General features: G+C 49.5%; 15 protein-coding genes. 4 read left to right on the forward strand and 11 right to left on the reverse strand.

Annotated features, from left to right (window positions below; genetic code table 11):
- The 10 genes from JFN88_RS13290 to JFN88_RS13335 form a co-directional block, all read right to left on the reverse strand.
- Positions 1-972, reverse strand: a complete 972-nt coding sequence (locus tag JFN88_RS13290; RefSeq protein WP_233167790.1) for a carbohydrate ABC transporter permease — start codon at positions 970-972, stop codon at positions 1-3.
- Positions 969-3917: an extracellular solute-binding protein gene (locus JFN88_RS13295; protein WP_199019773.1), complete on the reverse strand. Its 2949-nt coding sequence runs from the start codon at positions 3915-3917 to the stop codon at positions 969-971. Before JFN88_RS13295 ends, JFN88_RS13290 begins: the two co-directional genes overlap by 4 nt.
- Entirely contained in the window at positions 3914-5038 is a 1125-nt protein-coding gene (locus JFN88_RS13300) for an ABC transporter ATP-binding protein (RefSeq protein WP_199019774.1), read from the reverse strand. Before JFN88_RS13300 ends, JFN88_RS13295 begins: the two co-directional genes overlap by 4 nt.
- Positions 5039-5333: 295 nt before the next feature.
- Complete coding sequence (locus JFN88_RS13305) at positions 5334-7007, reverse strand: carbohydrate-binding protein (RefSeq protein ID WP_199019775.1); 1674 nt, start codon at positions 7005-7007, stop codon at positions 5334-5336.
- 93 nt (positions 7008-7100) lie between these two features.
- Positions 7101-12548 (reverse strand): S-layer homology domain-containing protein, encoded by a 5448-nt coding sequence (locus tag JFN88_RS13310; RefSeq protein ID WP_199019776.1) that lies wholly within the window; start codon positions 12546-12548, stop codon positions 7101-7103.
- A 97-nt stretch (positions 12549-12645) separates the two neighbouring features.
- Positions 12646-14208 (reverse strand): extracellular solute-binding protein, encoded by a 1563-nt coding sequence (locus JFN88_RS13315; RefSeq protein ID WP_199019777.1) that lies wholly within the window; start codon positions 14206-14208, stop codon positions 12646-12648.
- A gap of 55 nt (positions 14209-14263) precedes the next feature.
- A complete protein-coding gene (locus tag JFN88_RS13320; protein ID WP_199019778.1) occupies positions 14264-15148 on the reverse strand; it encodes a carbohydrate ABC transporter permease in 885 nt (294 codons plus the stop codon).
- Positions 15149-15174: 26 nt separating this feature from the next.
- A complete protein-coding gene (locus JFN88_RS13325) occupies positions 15175-16101 on the reverse strand; it encodes an ABC transporter permease (protein ID WP_199019779.1) in 927 nt (308 codons plus the stop codon).
- 109 nt (positions 16102-16210) lie between these two features.
- Positions 16211-18028 (reverse strand): cache domain-containing sensor histidine kinase, encoded by a 1818-nt coding sequence (locus JFN88_RS13330; RefSeq protein WP_199019780.1) that lies wholly within the window; start codon positions 18026-18028, stop codon positions 16211-16213.
- 144 nt (positions 18029-18172) lie between these two features.
- On the reverse strand, positions 18173-19801 hold the full coding sequence (locus JFN88_RS13335) for a response regulator (RefSeq protein ID WP_199019781.1): 1629 nt from the start codon (positions 19799-19801) through the stop codon (positions 18173-18175).
- A gap of 240 nt (positions 19802-20041) precedes the next feature.
- Between JFN88_RS13335 and JFN88_RS13340 the strand changes: the two genes are divergently transcribed.
- The 4 genes from JFN88_RS13340 to JFN88_RS13355 all read left to right on the forward strand — a co-directional run bounded on the left by JFN88_RS13340 (position 20042) and on the right by JFN88_RS13355 (position 23943).
- The gene (locus JFN88_RS13340) at positions 20042-21277 is read left to right on the forward strand and encodes an MFS transporter (RefSeq protein ID WP_233167792.1); all 1236 of its coding nucleotides are present in this window, start codon (positions 20042-20044) and stop codon (positions 21275-21277) included.
- 95 nt (positions 21278-21372) lie between these two features.
- Positions 21373-22353, forward strand: coding sequence for an ABC transporter ATP-binding protein (locus JFN88_RS13345; protein WP_332908476.1), 981 nt, complete (start codon positions 21373-21375; stop codon positions 22351-22353).
- A complete protein-coding gene (locus JFN88_RS13350; protein ID WP_199019782.1) occupies positions 22350-23153 on the forward strand; it encodes an ABC transporter permease in 804 nt (267 codons plus the stop codon). Before JFN88_RS13345 ends, JFN88_RS13350 begins: the two co-directional genes overlap by 4 nt.
- A gap of 7 nt (positions 23154-23160) precedes the next feature.
- Positions 23161-23943 (forward strand): ABC transporter permease, encoded by a 783-nt coding sequence (locus JFN88_RS13355; protein ID WP_199019783.1) that lies wholly within the window; start codon positions 23161-23163, stop codon positions 23941-23943.
- Between the two features lie 121 nt (positions 23944-24064).
- On the opposite strand, the gene JFN88_RS13360 is transcribed toward JFN88_RS13355, so the two are convergent.
- Complete coding sequence (locus JFN88_RS13360) at positions 24065-25087, reverse strand: hypothetical protein (RefSeq protein ID WP_199019784.1); 1023 nt, start codon at positions 25085-25087, stop codon at positions 24065-24067.
- Positions 25088-25313 lie beyond the last annotated feature (226 nt).

Raw genomic sequence — 25313 nt, forward strand, 5'->3', positions numbered from 1 at the left:
CTACAGTTCCTCCTTTGAGCCGAACAGCCTGTAGGCAAAGCGCATCGCAAAGAAACTGATGATCAACAGAATGACAGACACTGCCGACGCATACCCTAGCTCGAACCGGATAAAAGCATAATCATCAATGTGGTTGATGACCAGATGCCCTGCGTAAGAGGGAGTAATCGCCATACCCGTCAATTGGGTTGAGATGCCGCCGGCCTTGAGTGTTCCCACAATCGCCATGACCGCGCTGAATAGCATTTGCGGCCGCATCGACGGGAGCGTAATGTAAAAGACCTCCTGCAAGCGGCTGGATATGCCGTCAATGCGCCCGGCCTCATACAGTTCCCGGTTCACCGTTTGCAAACCGGCCAACATGGACAAAAAGCCGACGCTGAAGCTGGTCCAAAGCGATACGATAATCATGATGTTCAGCAAATATTTCTTATCCTGCAGCCAGATAATCGGGCTGTCGATCCAGCCCATATCCAGCAGAAAATTGTTCACATAACCGACCCTGTCGCCGCTGAAGGCGGCAATCCAGACGACGGATAGCGCAACCCCTCCGGCCATGGAAGGCGCATAAAAAGCAAGGGTGTAGTAATCGCGTATCTTGATGGGCAGCTGATGAATCAGCCATGCGAACAGGAAGGAAAGTATATAGCCGCCGGGACCGACAATGAGAGCAAACAGGAACGTATTCGGGATTGCCTTGGTCAGAAAAATAATGTCCTGTGTGAACATCACGATATAATTTTCCAGACCGACAAACCTCGGCACCCCAAAGCCGTCATAGGACGTGAACCCGAGCAACCCGGCCATAATAACCGGAATCACGATAAAGAGCAAAAAGCAGATCAGAAACGGCGCCAAAAACAGATAGCTGACCCGGTCACGCCAGATTTGCAGCCAAAACTGGTTCCACTTGAGCCGAATTGCCGACGAACGCCGCCTTTGCGGTAAACCGGGAGAAAGCTCTATTTTCATTTTGCGGCATCCTCCCATTCATAAGGTCTGTCGATTTGGGGAATATTCAGGTTCTTTCCCTTGACTCCAAAGTCATTCTGCTTGCGGATCATCTCTCTCTGCAAGGAGAGGTCGGCCTGCTCAAGCGATTCCAACGGCGGAATACCGTCGAATACCGACCGGTTCCAGGCAAACTCCATTTCCCGCCCAAGGAAGTAATAACCGGGAATATAAGGCGCATTTTTCGCCCACCGCATTTGTTCCTGAATCGCCTTCAGGTCCTCGCTCGGCCAGGCCAATGAGCCCATGGCATTTACGTTGGCCGTATTCCAGCGGAATTCAATACCGTAGAATGACTCGATATCCTTGGCGTACTGTGACTGAACCTCGTCCGAGGTCCACCACTTCAGGAATTCCCATGCCTCGTTTTTTCGCTCGCTCTTCTTCATCACCATCGCCCCTGTAATGCCTTGGGGCGACCATCTTTCGACTTCCCCGCTACTGTTCTTCACGCCGGGGAGCGGCGCCATTTTCCAATGCCCCGTAATCTCCGGAGCGGCTACGAGAAGCTGCACATACGTATTGAAATCTGCGACCCCGATTGGAATATCTCCATCCCGGAAATGCTGGAAGAATGCCGGGATATCAATCGGCAGGTTATATTTGCGGAACAAGTTGACCCAGCGGTTGAACGCCTGCTGGCCGCCCTCGCTCATCAGATTGCTTTTCATACCGTCCTGTGAATAAAACTCAGCCCCCTGCTGGAAGAACAATGTAGAGAAGTCCCCCTTCGGGAAGTTGATCGTCATCCCGTTCTCCTGAAGCGTCGGCAATATCGTAAACATATCGTCCCAGGTTTGCGGAACTTGAAGACCAAGCTGTTCCAGAATATCCGTCCTGTAAAACAACATCTGAAAGTTCTGCACCTCCGGCAGACCGTATACGCCGTTGTCATAGGTTACAGCCCTTCGAACACCCGGAATAAAACGGTTAAACACCTCTTCAAAATCAGGGTAGCCCGACAAGTCCTCCACCGCTCCCCTCATGGCAAAGTCGGCAGGCGAAGCTTCAGCAATACCAAGCGCCACATCGGGGACCTCTCCAGCTGCGTTGCCGAGGATGAGAATGTTCGGGTTGGTCATGAGATTAATATTGACTTCAATACCTGTTCGCGGTGTAAAATCCTGATCGACCATCTCCCTCAGCAGTTCAACATAATCCCGCCCCCGCTGTACCCAAACCGTCAACGCCTCTTTGCGGTTATGCTTGCGGACATCGTAGTCCAGGATAAAGGAGTTCGCAAATTCGTTAAAAGAGTACGGGATACGTGAGACCCAAGTAGCGGTCTTCAGCCCCGTTTGCGTACCCGGCGTTTTGACGACAATGTAATCAAGCAACAGCGGCTGCTGGGTCAGCGTTGCCATCCACGTGCCAATATTGTTCTGAATGGTGGAAAAATCATTGATCTTGTTCGGAATTTCGTCCACATCCACCAGCATCTTCTCCAGCAGCGCGACCGAAGAGTTAATCGCCTGTGACAAATCCGAATTTTTACGGTTCATCCCATTCATATAATCCTGAATTTCTCTCAGCCTGTGAATGAAACTCTCGATCTTGGCATGAATGTCCGGCTCCAACCGCAGCATATTCCACGTCCTGGTGGAGTCCGTATTGCTGTCGAAGGCCGATTTGCTGTAGTTGCCTGTCAGCAGACGCAAATGCCGGTCGAAGTCAGCCAGATCTTCCAGTGTAGCCTTGAGTGCCAGGAAAAGCGGCTGCACGGTCGAGGAGTCTGCCGTCATCCGCAGCGTGTGCTTGCCCTCCTCAAGGTAATACCGATACGGCACACCCTCATCGTCAGCTATCGGTACAATATCAAATTCCTTCATATCATCCACACCGTAATGAAACATCTCGCGGTAAGGAACAGCGCCATCAATCTCTATGGTCCGGTATGCATAGAAACCGTTCCGGTAATTCTGGAAAGCCTTCAGATCCAGCTCATACCAACCGCTATTCGGTACGGAAAACTCCCACTCTACCCACTCGCCAGGCAGACGCCAACGGTTGCCGCCGAGCACATTATAGGTGATGCGACCTTTAGGGTCGGGTGAAATGTTGGGCTCCGACCAGTAATCGGTCTGGATCGACAGACTGGATTTTTGCTTGAACTGCTCCGCCTCAATGACTTGAAACCAATCTGGCGCAGCGCCATTCTCAGGGTGCGAAGCCTTATAGCTCTCGTAGTCAGCCAGTTGATTTCGCGGATGGAAAGCAAGCTGGCGCAGCGACACGCCTTCCTTCACCCCGACCAGCCGCAGCGTATGCTCGCCCTGTTCAAGACGGAAGAGCAGCGGCTCGGAAGAGGCGCTAAAGCTGTCGGCCCTCTTGGTAAACCATCCCCTGATTTCCTCCTGAGACGGTCGAATTTGCTGGCCAATCTCATTGCGGTCATAAGGGAATTTGGAATCCTTCCACCGACGTTCCAGTTCGATCCGCTCGGCTTCGACGAAGGGGTATCGGCCGTCAATCTGGACGCCCCGGATAACCGAGCTGTTGCCGCCTTCGCGCGGCTGATACTCCACTTCCAGTTCATACCACCCGGCGCTTGGAGACTGGAAGGTCCATTCTACCCAACCCCGTTCATTGTCCCAGTTCAGCGTCTGCCTCTCCTCTCCGCTTCCGGCTCTCAGGGCAGCTTCGGGAGCGGCAGCCGTGTATGCGGCAGGATCCAGATGGACTATTGCTGTGGCGCTCTTGTTCTCGAACGCTTCCGGATGCTCCAGCATCAGCTTCGCGTAGGGGAGACGACCATCCCTGGCTTCATAGGACAATAATTGCTTGGCCTGGACATTGCTGCTGTAAAGGACGGTCTTCCCGGCGGAAGCCCAGTAATATACTCCGGCGATAACCGCTATTGCCAAGGCAAGACGAATCGCAAGTGATCTCGCGTTGCGCTTTCTCATTTTGCATCCCCTCTGAGCGCAACCGAGTCGCCGGACTGTTCGTCAAAGAAATGAACCTTGTTCATCGAGAAGGAAACCAGAAGTTTGTCATCCTTCCTGTAGAACCTGTCGGGATCGGTACGAACGATCACCGTCTGCTCCCCCAGCCTGACGTAGACATAAGAATCAGCGCCGGTAATTTCTGTCATCTCCACCTCGCAGCGAATCCAACCTTCCTCCTCCGTGCCTGTATCCGCTTTCAAGAAAACATGTTCAGGGCGCACGCCCATAATAAAACTGATGCCATTCCTGTCCCGATTAAAGTTCGGATAATGGTGCTCGGGAACCGGCAGCTTGAGCCGTTTGTTCACAAAATAAAAATAGCCGTCCTCTCTTGTAACTGAACCCTGGATAAAATTCATTTGCGGCGAACCGATGAATCCGGCAACAAACAGATTGGCCGGCTGTTCATACAGTGCGCGAGGCGGTGCTACCTGCTGGATAACCCCGTCCTTCATGACCACAATCCGCGTCCCCATCGTCATCGCTTCCACCTGATCATGCGTGACATAAACCGTTGTCCGCTTCAATTCACTTTGCAGCTTGATAATCTCCGCACGAGTCTGGGCGCGCAGCTTGGCATCGAGATTGGACAGCGGCTCATCCATTAGAAAAACCTGCGGTTCCCTGGCAATCGCCCTGCCGAGCGCCACCCTCTGCTTCTGCCCGCCGGACAGCTGGTTCGGCTTGCGTTCGAGAAGATGGGAGATCTCCAGAATTTTCGCTACCCGGTTGACCCGCAGCTCAATATCATGCTTGGCGGTCTTACGCAGCTTGAGTCCAAGCGCAATATTCTCATAGACCGATAAATTCGGGTAAAGCGCATAGTTTTGGAACACCATCGCGATATCTCTATCTTTTGGCGATAAATAATTGACGTATTTCTCATCAATATACAAATCCCCCTCTGAAATCTCCTCCAGACCGGCCAGCATGCGAAGCGTCGTGGATTTTCCGCAGCCGGAGGGACCGACAAGTACAAGGAACTCCCCCTCTTCAATGGACAGGTGGAAATCGTTGACCGCAGGCCGGGCTTCACCCTTATAGTGCTTGTAGACATGATTGAACGTGATGCTTCCCACCTTTGCTCCTCCCTTCCAGAACCTTTAATCTAAGGTCGTTTTTCTTTTAATGCTACCATTAAAAAAGGAAGTAAAAATATAAGTTGATCTATGCTTTTCCAGTCAAAATTTATCTTTATCCCCGGTTGGGCACATAAAGCTTGCATAGCTTGCCCCCAAAGTAATAGCAAAGGGCCATTCGTTCCAGATCTGCCTTGAACGAATGGCCCTTTTAGTTCTATTCATTTAGCACAGCTGCCCGCAATGATTATGTGTCGGCTGCTTATCCCAGCGGAAATCGGCTTTCCTGCAAGTCCTATTGATGACTCGTCGGATGCTGTGCGGTCAGCGGAATTTCACCGCGGAACAGTTTGTGAATATCGCTGGTCAAGCGCAGATAGAAGTCCGAAGAGACCGCTACCCCGTCGGCATCCAGCGTGAGGAAATACTGGTTGTTCGGAATCATGGAGCTGTTCTCGGCAGCTTTGGCAATCGCAGTACCTTCATCATACTCGTCGAACATCGCGACATAACCGGTATTGACACCGATGCTCTTCAGATTATAAGCCTGCCGCCACATGAAGTCACCGTGCAGACGCGGGATTTCATTGATTGGCCCGTTGTGCAAATTCTTCCAGGAGAACCCCGGCCAAATGACAGGCTGGTAGACGATGCCGTTCTGGTTGGTGAAAGCAAGATCAGGCTCCCATTGGTTCGTCTTGTAATGATCAGCTCCGGCAGTGCCGCTGAAACGGCCAACAAACCATGGAGACAGCATATCCAGTGATTTGTACACATCCAGGAAACCAGATTTGGAATCCCCTGTGCCTGTGCGCCAGTAAGTCGGTACGCCGCCAATGACATAGAAACCCTGATTTTTGAACCATGTAATCAGTTCGGCTGCCTCGGTTGCCGTACCCGGACGGTCATTAAAGCCAATGCCCCAGATACAGATGACCGGCTTGCCGTCCTGTCTGGCATAAGCAGTGGAAGCAGGGAGATTCATGGCATTCTGAATATTCGTCGTAAAGTCATTTTTGACGGCGTTTACCCAGGTGCTCGGATTCATGTCCGTAATGTCATACATCACATAAAATTTGCGGTTGTATGTTTCAGCCGCATTCTTTACCTTGACTGCCACACTGTCGCGATTCGTCTTCCAACTGTTGGGCGTATTGCTTATATCGGCTCCGAACCGCTGCAGCGCCGCACCGGCAATATTATAGGTCTGCATCCACTCGAAATGCTTGTTCACCGTAGACTGGTCATACGAAGAGAACAGTTTGGCCTGTTGTCCGTTGCCCAGATTTCCCAGGTTCGTCTGGTACAAATTCGTATACTCCCGAAGGTCTGGGTAAAGTTCAAAATTAACGTTGGAATTCGGGGTCGGACTGGCTCCGTTCTTGGTCCAATGCGTCCAGTTATTCAGCGGCGATCCGTCCCCGCCAGCTGTGAACCAGCCTTGATATCCCGCGAAAATATGGCCAACGACATCCCCGCCGGAAGCGCTTGCAAATTTAAATGAATAGACATTGAACAGGTTGCCCACACCTCCCGTAAATTTCAGGAACACATGATGCGTTCCAGTAATATTGCTGGTCGCGCATGTTCTAGTAATCCAATTCTGCCAGCCTCCGGTGTTCGGTACGCTGCAGGTTGCGGCCAATGTGCCGTTAAGACTTCCTAATCTTACTTCAATATTCCCTCCAGTCGTGTTGCTGGCTACGCGGAACTGCACAGATGTTGCACCGCTTCCAAAATCAATGCTGTCAAAAGCAATATAATCGCCATTGTCAATATAGGCCACGTTCTGTCCGCCCTCGGTTGAGGACTCTAGCTGAATACCGGATTGCGAGGTGAAGCTTGATGCAATAATCGTATTGAAGGCGGAGAAAGAAGCAGCCTGGGCAAATCCCTGCGGGAAGGACGCCACTACGAGCAACAGGGCCAAAGCAATAAAAGCAAATCGTTTTCTACTTTTGTTCTTCATTTTTATCCTCCTTTGTTAGGTGGGTTTGGAGCCTGCTTTTGCATGGCAGAGGCCGCCTGAAGAGACAGGCTCCAAAAAAAATGGTTCTGGCCGTTAGTTCTGTGCTTGTATGCGGAATATCAGTACTGCTGCTTCAGCGCGGGTCAAGCTGCCCTGCGGATTCAGCTTGATTCCATTTCCTTGAAGGAGCCGCGCCGCGACCAACCGCGCCACGCTTGCCTTCGCATAAGCGGATAGCTTGCTCGCATCGGCAAAAGTCTCCAGTGCGCCTTCAGCTTCCGGCAGCTCCGCTTTTGCAGCCTGGAGCGCGCGGTCAATAAGAACCGCAGCATCCTCTCTTGTTAGCAGCGCATCCGGGCCAAAGCTGTTGTTCCCGTAACCATTCACAATGCCAAGCTGACGTGCAATGCCGACTGCTTCGTAATAGTCCGCGCCCGGCTTCACATCGTTGAATGCTTTTCCTTCCGGGGCGCTCAACCCAAGACCGTCTACCAGCAGCTTCAAAAATCCGGCGCGGTTTATTTGCGTCTGGGGATGGAACAAACCATCCTCCTCAACCGGAAGAACACCTTGCGCAGCCAGCGCTTCAATAGCTTCTGTCGCCCATGGCACGCGATCCAGATCACGGAAAGCCGCATTCAGGAAAGCAACGGCATACTGACCTGAGCGAGTCCATTCAAATGCAATGCGATTTTCCTGTGCATCATGTTTATTTCCCGGAATCGATACGGCTTCGCCCTTATCGTCCCTGAACCAGACTGCAAGACGTTCCTTATTTTTCTGCTCGGCGGCCGTAGGCGTATAAGCCAGAGATACCGTAACCGGATATTTGGCATTATTCCATACGAGCGCTTTTCCATTCGCTGAAAGCGTAACGTCTACTGCCGGCCTGCTGCCGATTTGTTTTGCGGCCTTCTTGCTCCAGGAACTGAGGTCGGTTTTGCGGATTGCTACAGTAATAGTGCCGCCCGATTGTTCTTTGCCGGAAGCAAGTATAGCGTTTGGCAGCGTGATGACGCCAATCGGAGTCACAACCTCAATCCATCTCTCCGGCTGATCGGAGGTCAGCGCAACTGAAGGGAGTTCAAGCGAATATCCCTCGGCATTCGCCACTTCCTCCAACTGAATGGAAATCAGTTGCTTGCCGCTGTCCGATGTCTTGCTTCCCCTCCACAGCTTGCTGAGCAGAGAATTAGAAATGGTGCTTTTGGCTAAGGAGCTGTCTTTATCAAGCTCCGCTTTCAGTTTGACCTGTACCGAACCATCAGAACGCGTCGTAATGGACGGATCAGAAGATGAGGGGTAGTAGCCACCGGAGCCACCCGGATTCGGATTGGATACATCCGTCAAATTCGCAAGCCGATGTTCCAGCCCAGATTTTATCGAACCTGGTGGCAGGATGCGGACGAAGTTAGTCGCACTGTCAATTGCGGTCTTCCCTCTGTTCTGCTCGGCCCGAACGACAGCTGCTTCCGCCGATTGCCCCAACAGAGCGGAGTACTCGCCTTGCAGCAAGTAGACGTCCCCGAATTGCGTAGCATCCTTGGTCGAGCCGATACCTTTGTTATACTCAATAAAGCCCGAGCGGCCATTGCCGTCATTCTCATTGACGAGCAGAGCGAACCCGATCGTTTGCCCCGGCGTGTAAGCAGCGTTAGGACCGTGAAGCGCTGCGAACGGAATGATAAGATCATAGAGCGTCGTCTTGTCATTCTCATTTCGGGTAATCGACGCCTGAGCTGCGTTCAACGCTCCTCCTTCGACCCCCTCCGGCGCTCTCCAGCGCCATTTGACAACTGTACCCTGATTTGTACGGGCAAAGCCCAGTTCATTTACGTTTTTGCTCGCAGAGCCGTCCTGTCTGGATAGATCAATTCCGAGCTGAAGACTATCTCCTTGCCAGATATCTCCGCTCGACGCGGTCTGGTGATGGATATTATCCTTTACTGTTACCTTCACATAAAGGTTTTCGTTATCCCACTTCAATCGGGCTTTCGCGCTCAAATCGTTCGGGCCGCCCCACTCGCCGCCAATGCTTGAATAATGGTGCGGACTAGTGACCTCAATATCCGGCCATACGTCCGAATTAAGGTCTGACTTGGACGCGAAAGATTGCCCCGTACTGACGGATGTCTTATACGTAAATCCACTATCCAGCGTAATACGATACTGCAGCGTATCCGCCGAGATAAATGGCAGCGGGATATCCACTGTACCCAGCAGCGGGATATTCTCGAATCGTACGGGAACCATTTGGCTTGCATAAGCAGCAGGCTCAATCAGTTCCAGTTTGCCGCTGATCGGTGTTGCCTCCGTAGCATTTGCAAGTTTCAGGACGGCTGCCGGATGTGCAGGCTGCCCCTCATTGAATGCTGTTTTCTGAACACTTAGCGATACCGGGGTAATATCTGTTCCCGATACTTTGCCAACAGACTCATTCACTAGCTGCATGCCGCCATGGTACAGATTATTGGATACAATGAGCTTCTCAATGTCCGGCCCCGCATAGACATGGGTCGTGCCCGACTCCTGGAAATACGAATTATACAGCGTCGTATCTCCGCCAAGCGCATTAATGCCCCGCTCTCCCACCTTGGCAAAGTTGTTCTGCTGCAAACGGAGCTTGCCGCCAAACACATCGACTGAGCGGGTTGTGTCTCCCCACATCGAGGTATTGAAGAAGGTAGCCTGACTGTCAAAGTCCTCGCTTGTAACAATGTACACTTTATCCGAAGTACTCATGGAGACCAGTTCTGTATTAATGAAGGACAGTCCGCCAGCTCCGGCGCCGTCAATGACAACACCTTTCTTGCTGCCGTCTGTGCCGTGCCCGATTGTCAACGCCTCGGGACCGGTGCCTTGCTGCTTCTCAAAGTGAATTCCGAATTCCGAACCGTAAACAAAGGTGTTGAAAATAAGCTGCTTGCGCACATTCCCGATTCGGAATGCGTCCAGATTCTCCTTCTGATAGTCCCATACTTTATTGAAGTCCTCATCGGTGGACGGATGATTCGGATAGAAGTTCCTTCCGTAATAATGCGGGTTGAACTGGACGTTCCTCAGGAATCCGCCCTCCGCTCCTCCGCCCAGGAAGATGCCTTCCTTCAATGGAGAACCTGCTACATAATCGATGTAGTGCCCGCTTGTATTATAAGTGCCGAAATCAACAGCCTTATACGGATTAATAAGCGTCGTGTCAATCAGATATACGCCGCTGCCCTTGCCTTGAACGGTCCAGGCATAAGGCTTGACGACATTCCAGCTTTGCTTGTCGTAATAGACGGATAATCCCCGAATACCGGCGGAAGCCTCCAGCGAAATGAACGGTGCTGCCTGCTCCTGGTTCTCTCCGTGATTGGTGAACAGGACGGTGCCGCCCCCATTGGTATGATGCGGGACATCCCAGGAGCCGCGCAGTTCAACGCCAGAAGGTACAGTGAGCGCCTGATCGACACGATAAATCCCGGCTGGCAGATAAACCGTTCCTCCTCCTGCCTGCCCGGCTGCTGTCAGTGCTTGCTGTATAATGCTGCTTACATCGGTCTGTCCCGTCTTATCTGCCGAATACGGCGCCTCCGCAACATTGAACAGTTGGTTTGTTGCCGGCCTTGGTTGGCTGGCTATGTCGAGCGAGGATACGGACGGCAGCTGTTCCAACTGATAGCGCGGATCGTGATGCTCGCTAATTTCCCCTGCTTCGCTATCGTCACGAATGTCCAGTTTGCCTGCATTGCCGGAGTTGATGGCTTTCAATTCAGCAGCCTTGCTGCCTAAATGAATATGATTCGCCTCCAGGGCAAAGGAAGACTGTCCGAGAATAAGCGAGCCGTTCCGGGCATCAATTGCATAGCCCCCGCCCTGAGCGTTCCAATTCTCAAAGCTGCTGTTCTCGAACGACAGTACGCCGCTGCCTTCATTAAGCACGGCATGATGCGGATTTCCGCCGACTGCAACCTTGTTGAACTGGACGATAGAAGTAAAGCCTGGCGTGGCATGTATTGCTTTCGGCTCAGGACCGACGCTGGCTTTAAAGCTGCTGTCCGAGATCAGCAAGCCATAGCTGTTGACGCCTTCAATCTTCAAGGCCACATTAGAATCTTCAATTCGGATCTTGTAGAGCTGGGCATTGGCTGTCTCATTGCTGTCCGTCCGCGTCGTAACCCGGAGTCCATTCTTGAAGCCGGAAATATAGATGTCGGACATATACTCCCAGTCGGACCGGCCCATGACGATCCCTTCTGCATTCGCAGTCATGTACGCAAACAAATCTGTTTTTGCCGGTGCATTGGGAAGCTTCGATTTGACCCAGTAGTCGGGCGACAGCTTGATCTGCTCCAACCTGCCGATATCGGTTGTGAAGTCAAGGAATATACCTGTTTTCAGTACCGTCCCGTACAAATTCCGCACATAATGAAGTTCATTCCATACCGGCCCGATCTTGATACCGTTATAAGCGTTGACAAGCGTCACATTTTTTACGGTGGCGCTGTCACCGCTGAGCTGCTCGATGGTCCATGGATAGGGTACGGGATTGTCAAGCGTCTGCTCCGGGTACCAAATGGACAAATTCGTCACGCCACTTCCCTCGGCAAGACGAATGAAGCTGAGTTCCTCGGTATCCCCTCGTCCGGCATATGCAGCCAGAATCGTTCCTTGGACTTCCCCATTTACAGAATCCGGGTTTACCCAGTCCCCGCGCAAGGTAACTCCAGTCGGAACAAGGAGCGTCCCTGTAATTTTGTAGGTTCCCGACGGCACAAATACAACGCCGCCTCCACGGTCTCCCACATAGCTAAGCGCCTCCTGAAAAGCACGAGTATCATCGGAAGCCCCGTCGCCTATGGCTCCGGTATCCGCAACACTAATATTCGCAATAACGACATCCGATGTTGCGTAATCCGTCTCATAGACCTTCGTTGTCGCGCTAATATTAAGTTTCGGCAATTTCACAACCTTGACAGAAGCGACATGCAGCTCCGGATTTTGCCCGGTTGGCTTGGAGCCGCTTACATGGAGACGAAAGTCGGAGCCATTGGTCCGGTTGGCAAACCAGGCATCTCCAAGCTTGAACGTCTCTGTTTTCCATGTTTTCGTATCCTTATATTGAAATTCCGGTGCATCCTTGAAGCTGGCATTAAGGGAATCATATTGCAATTTCATGCTGCCGTTCCCGCTATCGTAATATTCTACTGTGACAAATACGTCATGGGTTGTATTCTCGAACAGGAAATCATCTCTGACATTAAAGTAGAAATAGAGAATATTGGCGCCAGGATCGGTCTCACTCACCGTAGAGTTGGTTTTCCAGTAGCTCTTGCCATTAATCTCTCCGGTCTGCAGATGCTCTGCCTGCCCATCACCCGGTCTTGGCGTGATTCCGTCTGCAACCGGCGTTTCCCCAAGCGCAATACTGACGCTTTCAGGAGCAGCGGCATCAGCCTTGTTCGGTGTCAGTTGGCTGAAGGTTGGCAAACACAGCAACAAAGAAAGCACAAAGACCATAAATTGTCGGCCTCTCGTGCGTATCCCCTCACTCATCATCCTTGTCCCTCCATTTAATAATAGATTTGTTGTGAACGCTTACAATTTGTCCTTAGAAAGGAACCCGCCCCAAGTCTGCGGCCGGTTCCCTGTAAGATCATGATGCGGATTTTGAAGCCAAGAATGCATCAATTTGTTTTTGTGTTTCCGAAATAATTTTATCGAGTCCATTTTTCTTTTGCGTCTCAATATAATCTGCGACTGCTTTATCCACATCTTTGACAAGCCCGAATTCGATTGGTCTTTGCAGCTCCTCAATCGCTTGGTCACGTTTGGCGATCTCGTTTTTGACCGTATCCTCTGCAATAAACAAACCGTCAATCGGTGAGTTCACGTTTATTGGCTCACTGGCGAATTCAGCTTCCCTTACCCAGAAGTCCTTGGCGTATGTCATTGTCGGGCGCATGAATTGCGGCTTCCAGAATGCCCACTGTCCTCCCCACTCCATGTAGTTGCTCGTTGTGGTCTGCATGCCTTGCGGGTATTCGGCCGTCTCGCCGTTCAAAACATAGGTTTTGCCTTCAATACCGTATTGCAGCAGATCATACAAGGTTTGATCGGTCTCCACCATATCCAGGAATCGCAGGACACGGTCTGGATTTTTGGAATTCCGATTGATTGCAACTACGTTAGCCAGAGCAGTACGGTTGACATATTTTTTGTCCGGGTAGAGCAAAGACATATCCAGAGCAAACGAAGGATCAGCAAAACCAGGGTTGGCATATACCCACTCATGCGACGTTACTGTAAACAATGTCTTCCCGTTGCGCCACTGGGCAGCCCCGTCTTCTTTGTCAATCATCGCATCACGATTGATCAGTTTGTCGTCGTACCAGGTTTTAGCCAGCTTGGATGCCTCCAGATAGAACGGCTGCTGTTCAACGGCCTGGACTTTGATTGCAGGGTCATTCAAATAAAAGCCCAGTCCATGGAAGTTCAGATCAACCCACTCATCGCGAATGTAGTACAGCGACAGCGGTGATGTACGCGAAAGCTTTTCATTCGGGTATGCTTTTCTCAGATCGCGCAGCAGCTTATCTATGTCCTCAATCGTCTTAATGGAGTTTGGCTCAATCTCAAGACCTGCCTTCTTCGCCAGATCGGAACGCCAGGCTGCGAATTTGCGTTCATTCATCTTCATCGTCCAAGGCAGACCTACAATCTGTCCGTTCACTGTTGCAGCTTGAAGCGTGCCCTGCTCCTGATATTTCTTGTACAGGTTCGGCGCATACTCCGGCAGCAAATCATTGATTGCCATGTAAGAGCCTTTAGCCGCCATTTGCTTATAGGACAGCCAGTCGCCATCAAAGTTCATATCCCAACTGTCGCCAGATGCCGCCATAACGAGCATTTTGTCCTTAAAGTCACCAAACGGAATGAAATTAATGTCAAATTTGACGTTCAAGCCTTTTCCTTTCACATACTCGCTAATCTTGGACCATACCTCATCGGTCGCCGCTTTCTTGTCCCCGCCAAAATAAAATTTAAGTGTCACCTCCCCCTCAGAGCTGGCAGGCTGCTCGGAATTGTTCGCAGGTTTTGGCGAGCTTGACTCAGCCGGTTTGTTATTTGTTTCCCCGCTGCCGCAAGCTCCAAGGACCATAACCATCAGCATGGTTGTTACAATAGCAAGCGACAGTTTTTTTAATGTGAATTGCATCTGTTCTTCCTCCCCCTGCAAGATGTTTTATACTATACGGCCGAAGCCGGGATAGTCAGCCTTTCACCGCGCCTACCATCAGGCCCTTGACAAAAAAGCGCTGGACAAACGGGTATAAAAAGACAATTGGACCAATGGTAACGACGGTCAGCGCCATCTTCATCGATTCCGACGGAATCTGCGCCGAGATTCGCTGCATGGCGGCGGCATTGCTGGAACTTCGCAAAAACTCTACGTTGGAAACAAGCGTCCGCAGCAATAGCTGCAGCGGTTGAAGTTCCTGCTTGTCGACGAACATCAGTCCGAGGAACCAATCGTTCCAATAGCTCAGGGATACGAACAAGCCCACAGTTGCCAGGACGGGAAGCGCCAGCGGACAGATCAGCCGGTAAAAAATCAGGAATTCCCCCGCCCCGTCCATCTTGGCCGATTCATGCAAATCCTCGGGGATCGAAAGCATAAAGTTGCGAATCAGAAACATATTGAATGCATTGGCGAGCATGGGCAAAATCAAAGCCCAAAGCGTATCTTTCAAATCCAGATAACGCACGCAGATGATATACCAGGGTACGAGCCCGCCGTTAAACAGCATCGTGATGATGACATAAACGGATAAAATGTTCCGATATTTAAATGAGCGTCTCGCCATCACATAACCGCCCATCGCAGTTACAAACAGGGACAGCGCGGTTCCAACAACGGTTACAAATATGCTGATTCCATATGCATCAATAATCCGGTTGGAGCCGAGGAACAAGATTTTATAGGAATCAAAGGTGATTGTTTTGGGGAACAGGCTGTATCCATACTGCATAATGTCCTGCTCTGTGCTAAGCGACCCGGAGATGACCATCACAAAAGGCAACAGACATGACAAACTGAATAGTGAAATCAACAAGATCATGATCCATTGAGAAAATGACGTTCTTTTGCCAAGCATAGGCTTCCTCTCCATCCGTGTTGGTTTTAGAAAATGGCCGAGTCCTTGTCGATTTTACGGGCCGCGTAGTTGCTGCCCAGAACAAGCACGAACGCGATCATCGACTGAAGGAAACCGGCTGCGGAAGCCATACCGATATCTCCTGATTTTCTCAAGCTTCGGTAGACAAAAGTATCAATAACATCGGTTGTCGGGAACAGCAATGAAGCATCCCCTACCATTGCATAGAACATACCGAAATCTGCGTTCATAATTCGTCCGACTGCCAGCAGCGTCAGGATGATGATCGTCGGCCTGAGCATCGGAATGCTAATGTATCGGATTTGCTGCCAACGACTCGCTCCGTCAATAGAAGCCGCTTCGTAATAGGAGTTATCAATAGAAGTCAGCGCTGCCAGATAAATAATCGTACCGTAGCCTGTTACCTTCCAGCGGATGGCAATGGTCAAAATAAGCGGCCACAAGCTTGCTTCGCTGTAAAAGTCGATCGGGCTAAAACCGAAGATCTCCAGAATACGGTTAACGGCCCCGCTCTCAAAATTCAGAAGATTATAGGCGAATACGCCGACAACGATCCAGGAAATAAAGAACGGCAGGAAAGTCAGCGATTGGGTCACCCGCTTGAAGTATTTGTTGCGAATTTCATTAAGCAACAGAGCCAGCCCAACCTCGAAGATAAGTCCTACCACAATAAATAGGGCGTTCAGCAAAATCGTATTTCGGACCGCCCGGAATGCCGAGTCGGAGGAAAATAAATAATCGAAATTGTCAAACAGCGGATTCATCCAGTCACTTCCGAATATGCCCTTGGAAAAATCAAAGTTTTTGAAAGCAATGATAAGACCGGCAAGAGGCAAGTAACTGAACAGGAATAGAAGTACCGCGACGGGCAGGAACATAAGCAGCAACGTCCGATTATGAAAAAGCTCCTTCAATACTCCGTTTGTTTTCATGTTCATGTCCCTTTCATGAGTTATGCTTTTATTGTAAAGAGAGATGAAAAAGCTTGCCATGAGCCAATCTTATCCTTTGCAGTTCAGTTTTATCCTGCTTTGCCATCGGTTACAGACCGTGTCCGTCACGAGCAGACACATCGACACCTTCCTGGAGCACCGGATGTTTGATCATAATTTTGGTGCCGCGTCCGGGCTCTGTCTCGATCTTGAGCCTGTAGTTCTCACCAAAATACAATTTCAGCCGGTCATTCACATTCCGCAGTCCCACGCCTCTACGCATGACCGTGCTTCCCCCATTCTCTTCTTTCATCTCATCAAGACGATCGAGAATCTCCTGCGGAATGCCATCGCCGTTATCATAAATTTCGGTAATGATGTCGCCCACCTCACGCCTGACCGAAATAATAATTTTGCCCTTCTCAAAATTATCCCGCACACTGTGCTGGATGGCATTCTCTACAAGCGGCTGCAGCAGCAGACGCAAGAACGGCAAATCCAGCAGAATTTCGTCGCAGGCGTACATAATGCGCACCTGCTTGCCCATGCGTGCCTGCTCAATCAATACATATGCTTTGACTTGCTCCAGCTCGCGGCGCAGCGTCGTAATTTCCCGCCCCTGGTTCAAGCTGAGACGAAGCAGATTGCCCAGGGCAGACACCATTTCGCTAATATCGCTCCGACCGTGATTTTCTGCCTTCCAGCGAATCGACTCGAGCGTATTGTACAGAAAATGAGGATTAATCTGGTGACTGAGTACCTGAAACTCCAACTCTTTCTTCTTGCGCTCTGAGCGCGATGCCTCTTCCACCAGCCCCTCAATTCTCTGAACGAGGCTTCCCACCCCCCTATACAGCCATCCCACTTCATCCTGACGCGAAGACCAGGGCAGCAGCTTGTGCAAATTGTCTGACTCCAGCCGTCTCATCAGTCGGACGAGATGGGCGATTGGCTCGGTGAAACGGGCCGTAATATAAATGACCACACCAATGCAGCAGATCAAATAAACGATCAGAAAAATAATCAGCAACCGGTTAATTTCGTCTATAGTCCCGGTTAATTCATGAAGAGGCGTCAAACTGACGATTGACCAAAGCTGACTCTCCATCCGTAGCTGAACATAGGTTGCCAGATAAGTTAATCCTTCGACCGTGATCGCTTTGGAGCCTTCCCTGCCATCTTGAATAAAGCTTGTAAACTCCAAAGAGGGAAACGGTTTGCCTGTCCATGCGTTGCCGGAAGAATCATAACTGACCTCGCCGTTCTGGTTGAGCAGCAGCAGTTTTTGATCCTTGAGTTGATCGGTAGGGGAAAAGTAACGTTTCAGATGGTCTTCCGACAAGTCTGCTGCTATAATTCCCCGGGGGTTGCGGTCATAAAGTCCGGTGAATCGCTTGACGAATGTAAGCAGCGGCTTGTTATATTGGCCCCGCTCGGGCATCGTCAAATACCAGGTCGGGCTGACCATCTCCCGGGAATTGCGGAACCAATCCTGCTCAGCCAGTTCTACCGAAGCGTCAATCGTCATCATATAAGCCGGATAACGCTCCGGTTCAATCGGATAGACCCTGACCCGGAAGGCATCAATTGAAGGCGTCTTTTCGTAAAGCAGCGTAATTAGATTCACAGTAATCTGCTCCTCTTCAACCTGTGTGCCAGACATGTTCAGCATCAGGTCCTGAAGCTGCTTGTTTCCGATTAGGTCATTAATCTGATCGCTTAGCTTAGTCAAATAGTTTTCAAAGTTCTTTCTGGCTTGAAGCAGATAGCTGAAAGACATTTTGGAGTTGGTTTCCGAAATGCCCTCTATGGACTTGATATGAGCATAATAAGCAAATAATAGAAAAGGCACGATAATTATTAAGAAAAAAATAAAGATAACCCGATTTCGAAAGGAAGAGAACAATTGAAAGGTGCTGGTTTTCATCGATAATCCCGCCTTTGGCAAACGCAGAAAGGCTGCTGACAGAGACAGGAGGCGGTTCTAAGGGCGATCACTCTACCGCTTAGAACTGCCTCCTTCTTCTACGTTTGAAGTCTTTAGTGTATAAATTCTGAGCTGCATCCGATATTATTCGTCGGACAGCCCTCTTTGTCTGCGGAACTCCTTGGGCGTGCATCCAACCTGCTTTTTGAACAGCTTGGAAAAGTGGACGGGGTCCTTGTAGCCAACCTGGTACGACACCTGATATACCTTGTACTTGATGTCCGAAAGCATTTCCTTCGCCTTCTCAATCCGCACTTCCGTCAGATATTCCAGGAATGTCTTGTGCTTCTCCTTCTTAAACAGTTTGCTCAGCCAGACCGGCGTGACATGAACCGATGAAGCCACGCTTTGCAAAGTCAGGTTATCGGCATATTCGGAACGAATCATTTTTTCGGCTTCCGATACGATCTGGCTTGGCGAAGCAGATAGCTTGCGGAAGTCTATCGCCAAATTGAGCAAAAATTTCTCTGTTTGTTCTTGCAAAGACTGCAGCGTATCATACTGTTCCAGCAGTTCCCACATTGTAATTGGATTGCTGAGGGAAGAATATCTCGGCACTCCCGCTGCGGCCGCAAGGCGAAAAATTTCAAATAGCCACTCAAATATCCGCTGCTGAATATCGCGAAGATGGGTCAGTTGCCATGACTGTACCAATTCCACAAAACCGTTCATAGCCGCGGAGATTTCCTCGTCCGAGCCATATTTAATAAAATCGATCACTTCAGCCGGGTCCTCCGGCAGACCGTTTTCATATTCTTCACTGTCATGCAGCAGACCTTTTGTCAGCACGCGGTTGCCGCCGTATACAACTTTATGCTCGAGCAAATCCGTCGCCTCCAGGAACAGTTCATGCAGTTGTCCGATTGTTCCTGCTGCCCCGCTAATGCCGGCGCTTGCATTCACTTTCACAAAATCATTGATCCGCTGCAAGCACAGGCTGGCGATTCCGCGGGCCAGATTGGATTGTTCCCCCGGACTGCTGCGCAGCAGTATAACCCATCTGTTGGCGCTGTCCATGCAAAGGGTAAACGGATAAGGGTATTCCTCCTCCAATGTCTGATTCACCACATTGCCGATTCCGAAAATAACCAGCTCTTTATCATGGCCGCGCCGATTCCCGATCGCTTTCAAATCATCGGCTTCAATTGCAATCAGTGTCATATACTCCTGGGTCATCCAATTGAGATTCAATGTATGGATGCGATGCTGAATTCTCATAATCCGGGAAGCATCATAATTACGTTCAAGCAGTTCCCTCAGCAATTCCTCCCTCATTTTGGGAATGGCAAACCGGATTTGGCTAAGCATCTGTTCGTTTTGCTGATTCATTCTTTTTTTATGGATAATATCGACCGTTTTGCGTACAATTTCCGACAGCTCATCCAGGTTGATCGGTTTTAAAATATAGTCCAATACCCCTATTTGCATGGCCTGCTTCACCAGACCAAAGTCGTCATAGCCGCTGACAACAACAGCCTCTGGCTTATAGTCCTCTGCCTCCTGCAAGTAACGGAGAAAATCGAGCCCGGATTTCTTTTTCATCTTAATATCAGTAAGGATCATATCGGGACGTTTATCCATTGCAATTATTAAAGCCGTATCGCCATCATCTGCTACAAGCACCTCATTGAATCCGAAATTCTCCCAAGGAAAGCGATTACATAATCCGTTACGAATTTCACATTCGTCATCTACGATTAAAGCACTTAGCATTTGATCACCTTCCATATTAAGGTTAATGGAGGAATATTCAGTCTCTTCTAAATTAATATTACATCAACCTCTTTTAGAATACACGGGTGTAATCAAAAATTTATTAGGGAATTTTTAAACTGAAACAAGATAGAGATCGATTTGATGCCTAATCAAGCCTGAATAGTTTTCATCGATCTCACCTATAATATTGTCATTCGTGTTGATTTCGCTCAGCCTGATACGCAGGAAAGGTGGGACATGGCATTGGAAGCCAAAAAGAAGTGGGATCTAGCAGCAATCGCATCAATTCCTGTCATCATGACGCTGGCCAATTCCATGTTGATTCCGATACTCCCCCTGATGGAGAAAAAGCTGAATATCAATTCGACACAGGGAAGTTTGATCATCACAGTTTATGCGGCTGTAGCCATCATTTTTATCCCGATTGCCGGATACTTATCCGATCGTTTCGGTCGGAAAAATGTCATTATTCCTAGTCTGATTGTTGCTGCCGCCGGCGGTGTGGTATCAGGCCTCGGGGCTTGGTGGTTCCAAGGGTTTACGGCTTATTGGATTATTCTCGCAGGCCGATTCATTCAAGGAATCGGGGCGGCTGGCGCCTTTCCGATCGTGCTGCCGCTTATTGGCGATATGTTCCAAAATGAAGAGGATGTAAGCAGCAGTCTAGGCATTGTGGAAACCTCCAATACAATGGGCAAAGTGCTTAGCCCGATTGTTGGTTCCGCTCTTGCCCTCGTATTATGGTATTTGCCTTTCCTGGTTATTCCACCCTTCTGCTTAGTAGCAATAGCCGCAGTAGCACGGCTGGTCAAAGTCCCAAAATCAGCCTCAGACCGCGATAGCAAAGTTGCTTTGGGCGATTTTATATCCGGGGTAAAGAAACTGCTGAAGGACGAAGGGAGATGGCTGTACGCGATCTTTGCCATTGGCGGCATTGCAATGTTTGTACTGTTCGGTTTTTTATTTTATCTCTCCAGTATTTTGGAGGACCGCTATCATATTAAAGGAATTTGGAAAGGGCTTCTTCTGTCGATTCCGCTTGTAGCTGTTTGCCTTTTTTCATTTATTGGGGGCAAGTTTGTCGGCAAAAACAAACCACGCATGAAATGGACGACCGTTGCTGGCATCGTCATTCAATCCGCTGCGCTGCTTGCAATTGCAATATGGAATCCGGAGCAAAAGTTGAATCTGCTTATACTGCTGTCCGCTTCTGGAATCGGAATCGGCATATCTTTGCCCTGTCTGGATGCCCTGATTACTGAAGGGATTGAGAAAGAACAGCGGGGTACAATTACATCGCTGTACAGCAGCATGAGGTTTATCGGGGTCGCCAGCGGACCCTTGATCGCCGCGCTGATTATGAGTCATATCCCGGCCCTGTTCTATACCTTTGCCGCAGTATCCATTGCCGCAGGACTAACCGCGCTCCTGGCAATCAAGCCGGCAGATTCCGATAATAAGTCCGCTAAGTGAAGCCTTTCAAGCCATCTCTAACAAAAAAAGATTGACAGTTTCCGAAGGCGATGATAGTATTTTCCTTCCCAATACAAATGTGGAGGATTTTTAATTTGATTACAGTCCGTGGTTTGCACAAGACCTTCCGTGTTGCCAAACGCTCAACAGGGCTTGGACAAGCGGTCAAGGCATTGTTTCATCGGGAATACAAGGCTATTGAAGCGCTCAAGGACATCTCCTTTTCTATTGAACCAGGAGAAATTGTCGGATACATCGGACCGAACGGAGCTGGAAAATCAACAACAATTAAAGTCATGAGCGGCATCCTCGTACCGGATAGCGGCATATGCAGCATCATGGGGTATACACCATGGGAGCAGCGCGTCTCCTATGTGAAGCACATCGGCGTTGTATTCGGACAGCGGTCACAGCTGTGGTGGGATGTCCCCGTTATCGATTCGTTCGAATTGCTGCGCGATATTTACAAGGTGCCAGAGACAGAATATCAGAGCAACTTAAGCTTGCTGACAGAGACGCTAGATCTGCAGGAACTGCTCGGCATACCAGTGCGTCAGCTCAGTCTCGGTCAGCGGATGCGCTGTGAAATCGCCGCCTCTCTGCTTCACAGCCCAAGCGTGCTCTTTCTCGATGAGCCAACGATTGGGCTGGATGCCATGTCCAAAATCGCTGTCCGGCGCTTTATTCAAACGATTAATGCAGAGAGAGGGGTTACTGTCATCCTGACCACTCATGATATGAGCGACATCGAAGCTCTTGCCTCGCGAATTATTCTGATCGGCAAAGGACGGCTTTTGCATGACGGAAGTCTGCAAGGACTGCGCAGCCAATTTAGCACGCGAAAAGTAATTACGGCTGATTATCGCACTTGCCATCGCCCACTTGCAATTCCCGGCGCTGCGATACTGTCCTGGTCGCCGGAACGGGCACAGTTCTCCATTAATACAGGTGAAATCGTTGTCTCTGAGGTACTCGCCGCACTCTCCAGCCAGGTCGAACTGCTGGATGTCACAATCGATGGGCAACCGATCGAAGATCTGATTATCCAGTTGTATAAAGAGCACCAGTTATCATGAGGATGTATTGGTCTGTCTTCAAGCTCCGCCTGTACAACGGACTGCAATACCGCTCCGCTGCACTGGCCGGTATCGTCACGCAATTTTTCTGGGGATTTATTGCGATCATGGTGTTTGAAGCCTTCTACAGCCAGGCGCTGTCGCAGCCTCCCATGTCCTTGCCCGAACTTATCTCTTACATATGGCTGAAGCAAGCCTTTCTGATATTGGTCATTCTCTGGCTTCGTGATAGTGAACTGTCAGACTTGATTACCAGTGGCAATATTGCCTATGATCTGTGCAGGCCCAGCGGCATCTACAACTTCTGGTACGCCAAGCTGCTGGCTCAACGGCTATCCGGTGCAGCGCTCCGCTGCTCGCCGATTCTGATCATTTCTTTTTTCCTGCCGCATCCTTATCGTCTTATGTCGCCGCCTGACAGCTTCGCATTTTGGTTGTTCATCATCTCGCTCCTGCTTGGCTTGCTGCTCGTTACCGCCATTTCCATGTTAATCTACATCTCCGTGTTTGCTACATTGTCCCCATCCGGGTCGTTTCTGATGTTTGCTGTTCTCGGAGAATTTCTGTCCGGAATGATTGTTCCGATCCCGCTTTTGCCGCAATGGCTGCAACAAATACTTTACGCGCTACCCTTCCACTTCACGGCTGACTTCCCGTTTCGCGTCTATTCGGGACACATCCCCGCTTCTGAGGCACTGGTCGGTATCGGAATACAGATGATCTGGCTGGCCGTTCTTTTTGTCGTGGGCAAGTGGCTAATGAGCAGAGCGCTCCGGAATATTGTTGTACAAGGAGGGTAGGTTGTCCATGAGACTCTATTGGAAATATGTATGGATTTTGTTCAAATCCCAGATGCAATACCGGGCTTCATTTTGGCTGCTTACGCTAGGGCAGTGTTTGACCCCGCTTGCAGTGTTTGCCGGGTTATATTTTTTATTTGAACGGTTCGGACAAATCAGAGGCTGGAGTTTTCCTGAAGTCGCAGTCTGTTTTGCAGTTATCCATACTGCTTTTGCAATCACGGAATGTTTCGCGCGAGGGTTTGACCTGTTCTCCACTATGGTTGGACAAGGCGAATTTGACCGCGTGCTTGTCCGTCCGCGCGGCACTATTCTCCAGGTGCTCGGCTCCAAATTTGAATTCGCCAGGGCTGGGCGGCTGCTTCAGAGCCTGTTAGTATTGTTTTTCGCCCTGAGCAGCCTGACTATAGAATGGACACCTCTAAAAACAGTAACACTGATCCTGATGATCAGCTGCGGTGTGTTTATTTTTACAGGTATTTTCATACTGGCTGCGACGTTTTGCTTCTGGACCATACAAGGGCTCGAGGTCGTTCATATATTAACCGACGGCGGCAAAGAGATGGCCCAGTATCCGCTGAATATTTATCAGAAATGGGTCGCCCGCTTTTTCACCTTCGTCATCCCATTCGGGTGTATCAACTATCTGCCGTTGATGTACATTCTGGACAAAACGGAAGGCAACGGCATTCTGTATATGCTTGCCCCCACTGCGGGTATTATCTTTCTCCTCCCTTGCCTGCTGGTCTGGAACATCGGCGTCCGTCATTATCGGTCGACAGGCTCCTGATCTAAAAAACGTCCGGCAGTGATTTGCCGGACGTTTGATTTATTTTTTTAGCCAAAACCAAACTCAGTGCTTGACCTGGAGAGTGGAAACGCTGCGTGGCAGAATATTCTTCCGATCGCTGTTAAAGCCCGATTCCTGTATTAATGGGGGGTTGCAGAGGGAATCGGGCTTTACAGTTTTCTATTATCTTCATGAGTAGATTTTTCTCTTGCTCAAACCACTGCCCTACTTCCAGTTGAAGAGCCTCAACGCGGTGATACTTCCCGTTTATAGCAATTTTTAAGTACTTATTTCTTAACATGAGCAGTTTCTTTTTTAGACACTCATATTCTGCATGAAATGTTGAAGGAAAAGTTCTGTCCAAATAGCCTTTTTGCTCCAACTGCTCAATTGCAAGCAACATTACTTCTTTATGATCGCAAATAATCGGAAAAGCTACCCGGTCAAAATGCTCTCCATTGCCAAAACGCGTTAGCTCAAGCTGCAGACGATTCGCGATAGCATCCAGGCCGAAAGAGAGACGGGAGTTAAAGTTATGAAATCCAAGTATGGTATTTTGCGAGGTGGCATAGTCTTCAATCATGGTGACGAGTCTTTCGTATTCTGGAGCATAGTCATCCTTGTATGAATATTTGAAAAGTCGATTCCCCTTAAACCAATAGTCATAGCCGGCATAATTCAGCCACCCGCTGCGAATTTCCTCAAAGGACGCCGTCATGAAAGAAAAATTATTAAAGTCAAAAAATTCGCCAATATGGAAGGTCTCCGTTTCCTCACAATAGCCATAAATAAATACGGGGTGCGGACGGGGAACATTTGTGTTCGCTGCTTGGATTTGGGAGGTCTCAAGCAAAAGAAAAAGATAATAGTCCTGATTAATGGCATGGATGATAAACTGTACGGGGTCCTTAAACAGATGGTCGACAAGCTCATGGTCCATGATTTGATAATGTAAAATCGGGCAGTTTAAAGGCGGTTCGAGCCCCAAAAAATCAATTCCGCCCGAATCAACAACCGAAAGCTGCAAATAGTTGTCGAGCAGCCATTTGATTCCTTGTTCATGTTGCATCACAACTGAAAGAACAGAAGCATGTGTCATGTAAGTGGTAATCGGGGGAAACATAACTTCCAGAACCTTTTTCATAGGCATCCCTCGCTTCAGGATCGTCTCTTCGGGGCAATAGGTTTTGTATACTATCGTAGCAATCATGCGAAGGAATACCTATGGGAGAAAATTAAATTTTATAGGTTTAATTTGGCTCAAAATCCCTGTATTTAATAGGTTGAGCTTTTAATTAGCTAATTTCTATCCTGCTCCAAGTTTTACAAATAAAAAACTCCCTATTGAAGGCTGCTGCAAAAGTAGACTT

This window comes from Paenibacillus roseus, from assembly GCF_016424485.1.
GTDB classification, from domain to species: domain Bacteria; phylum Bacillota; class Bacilli; order Paenibacillales; family Paenibacillaceae; genus Paenibacillus_D; species Paenibacillus_D roseus.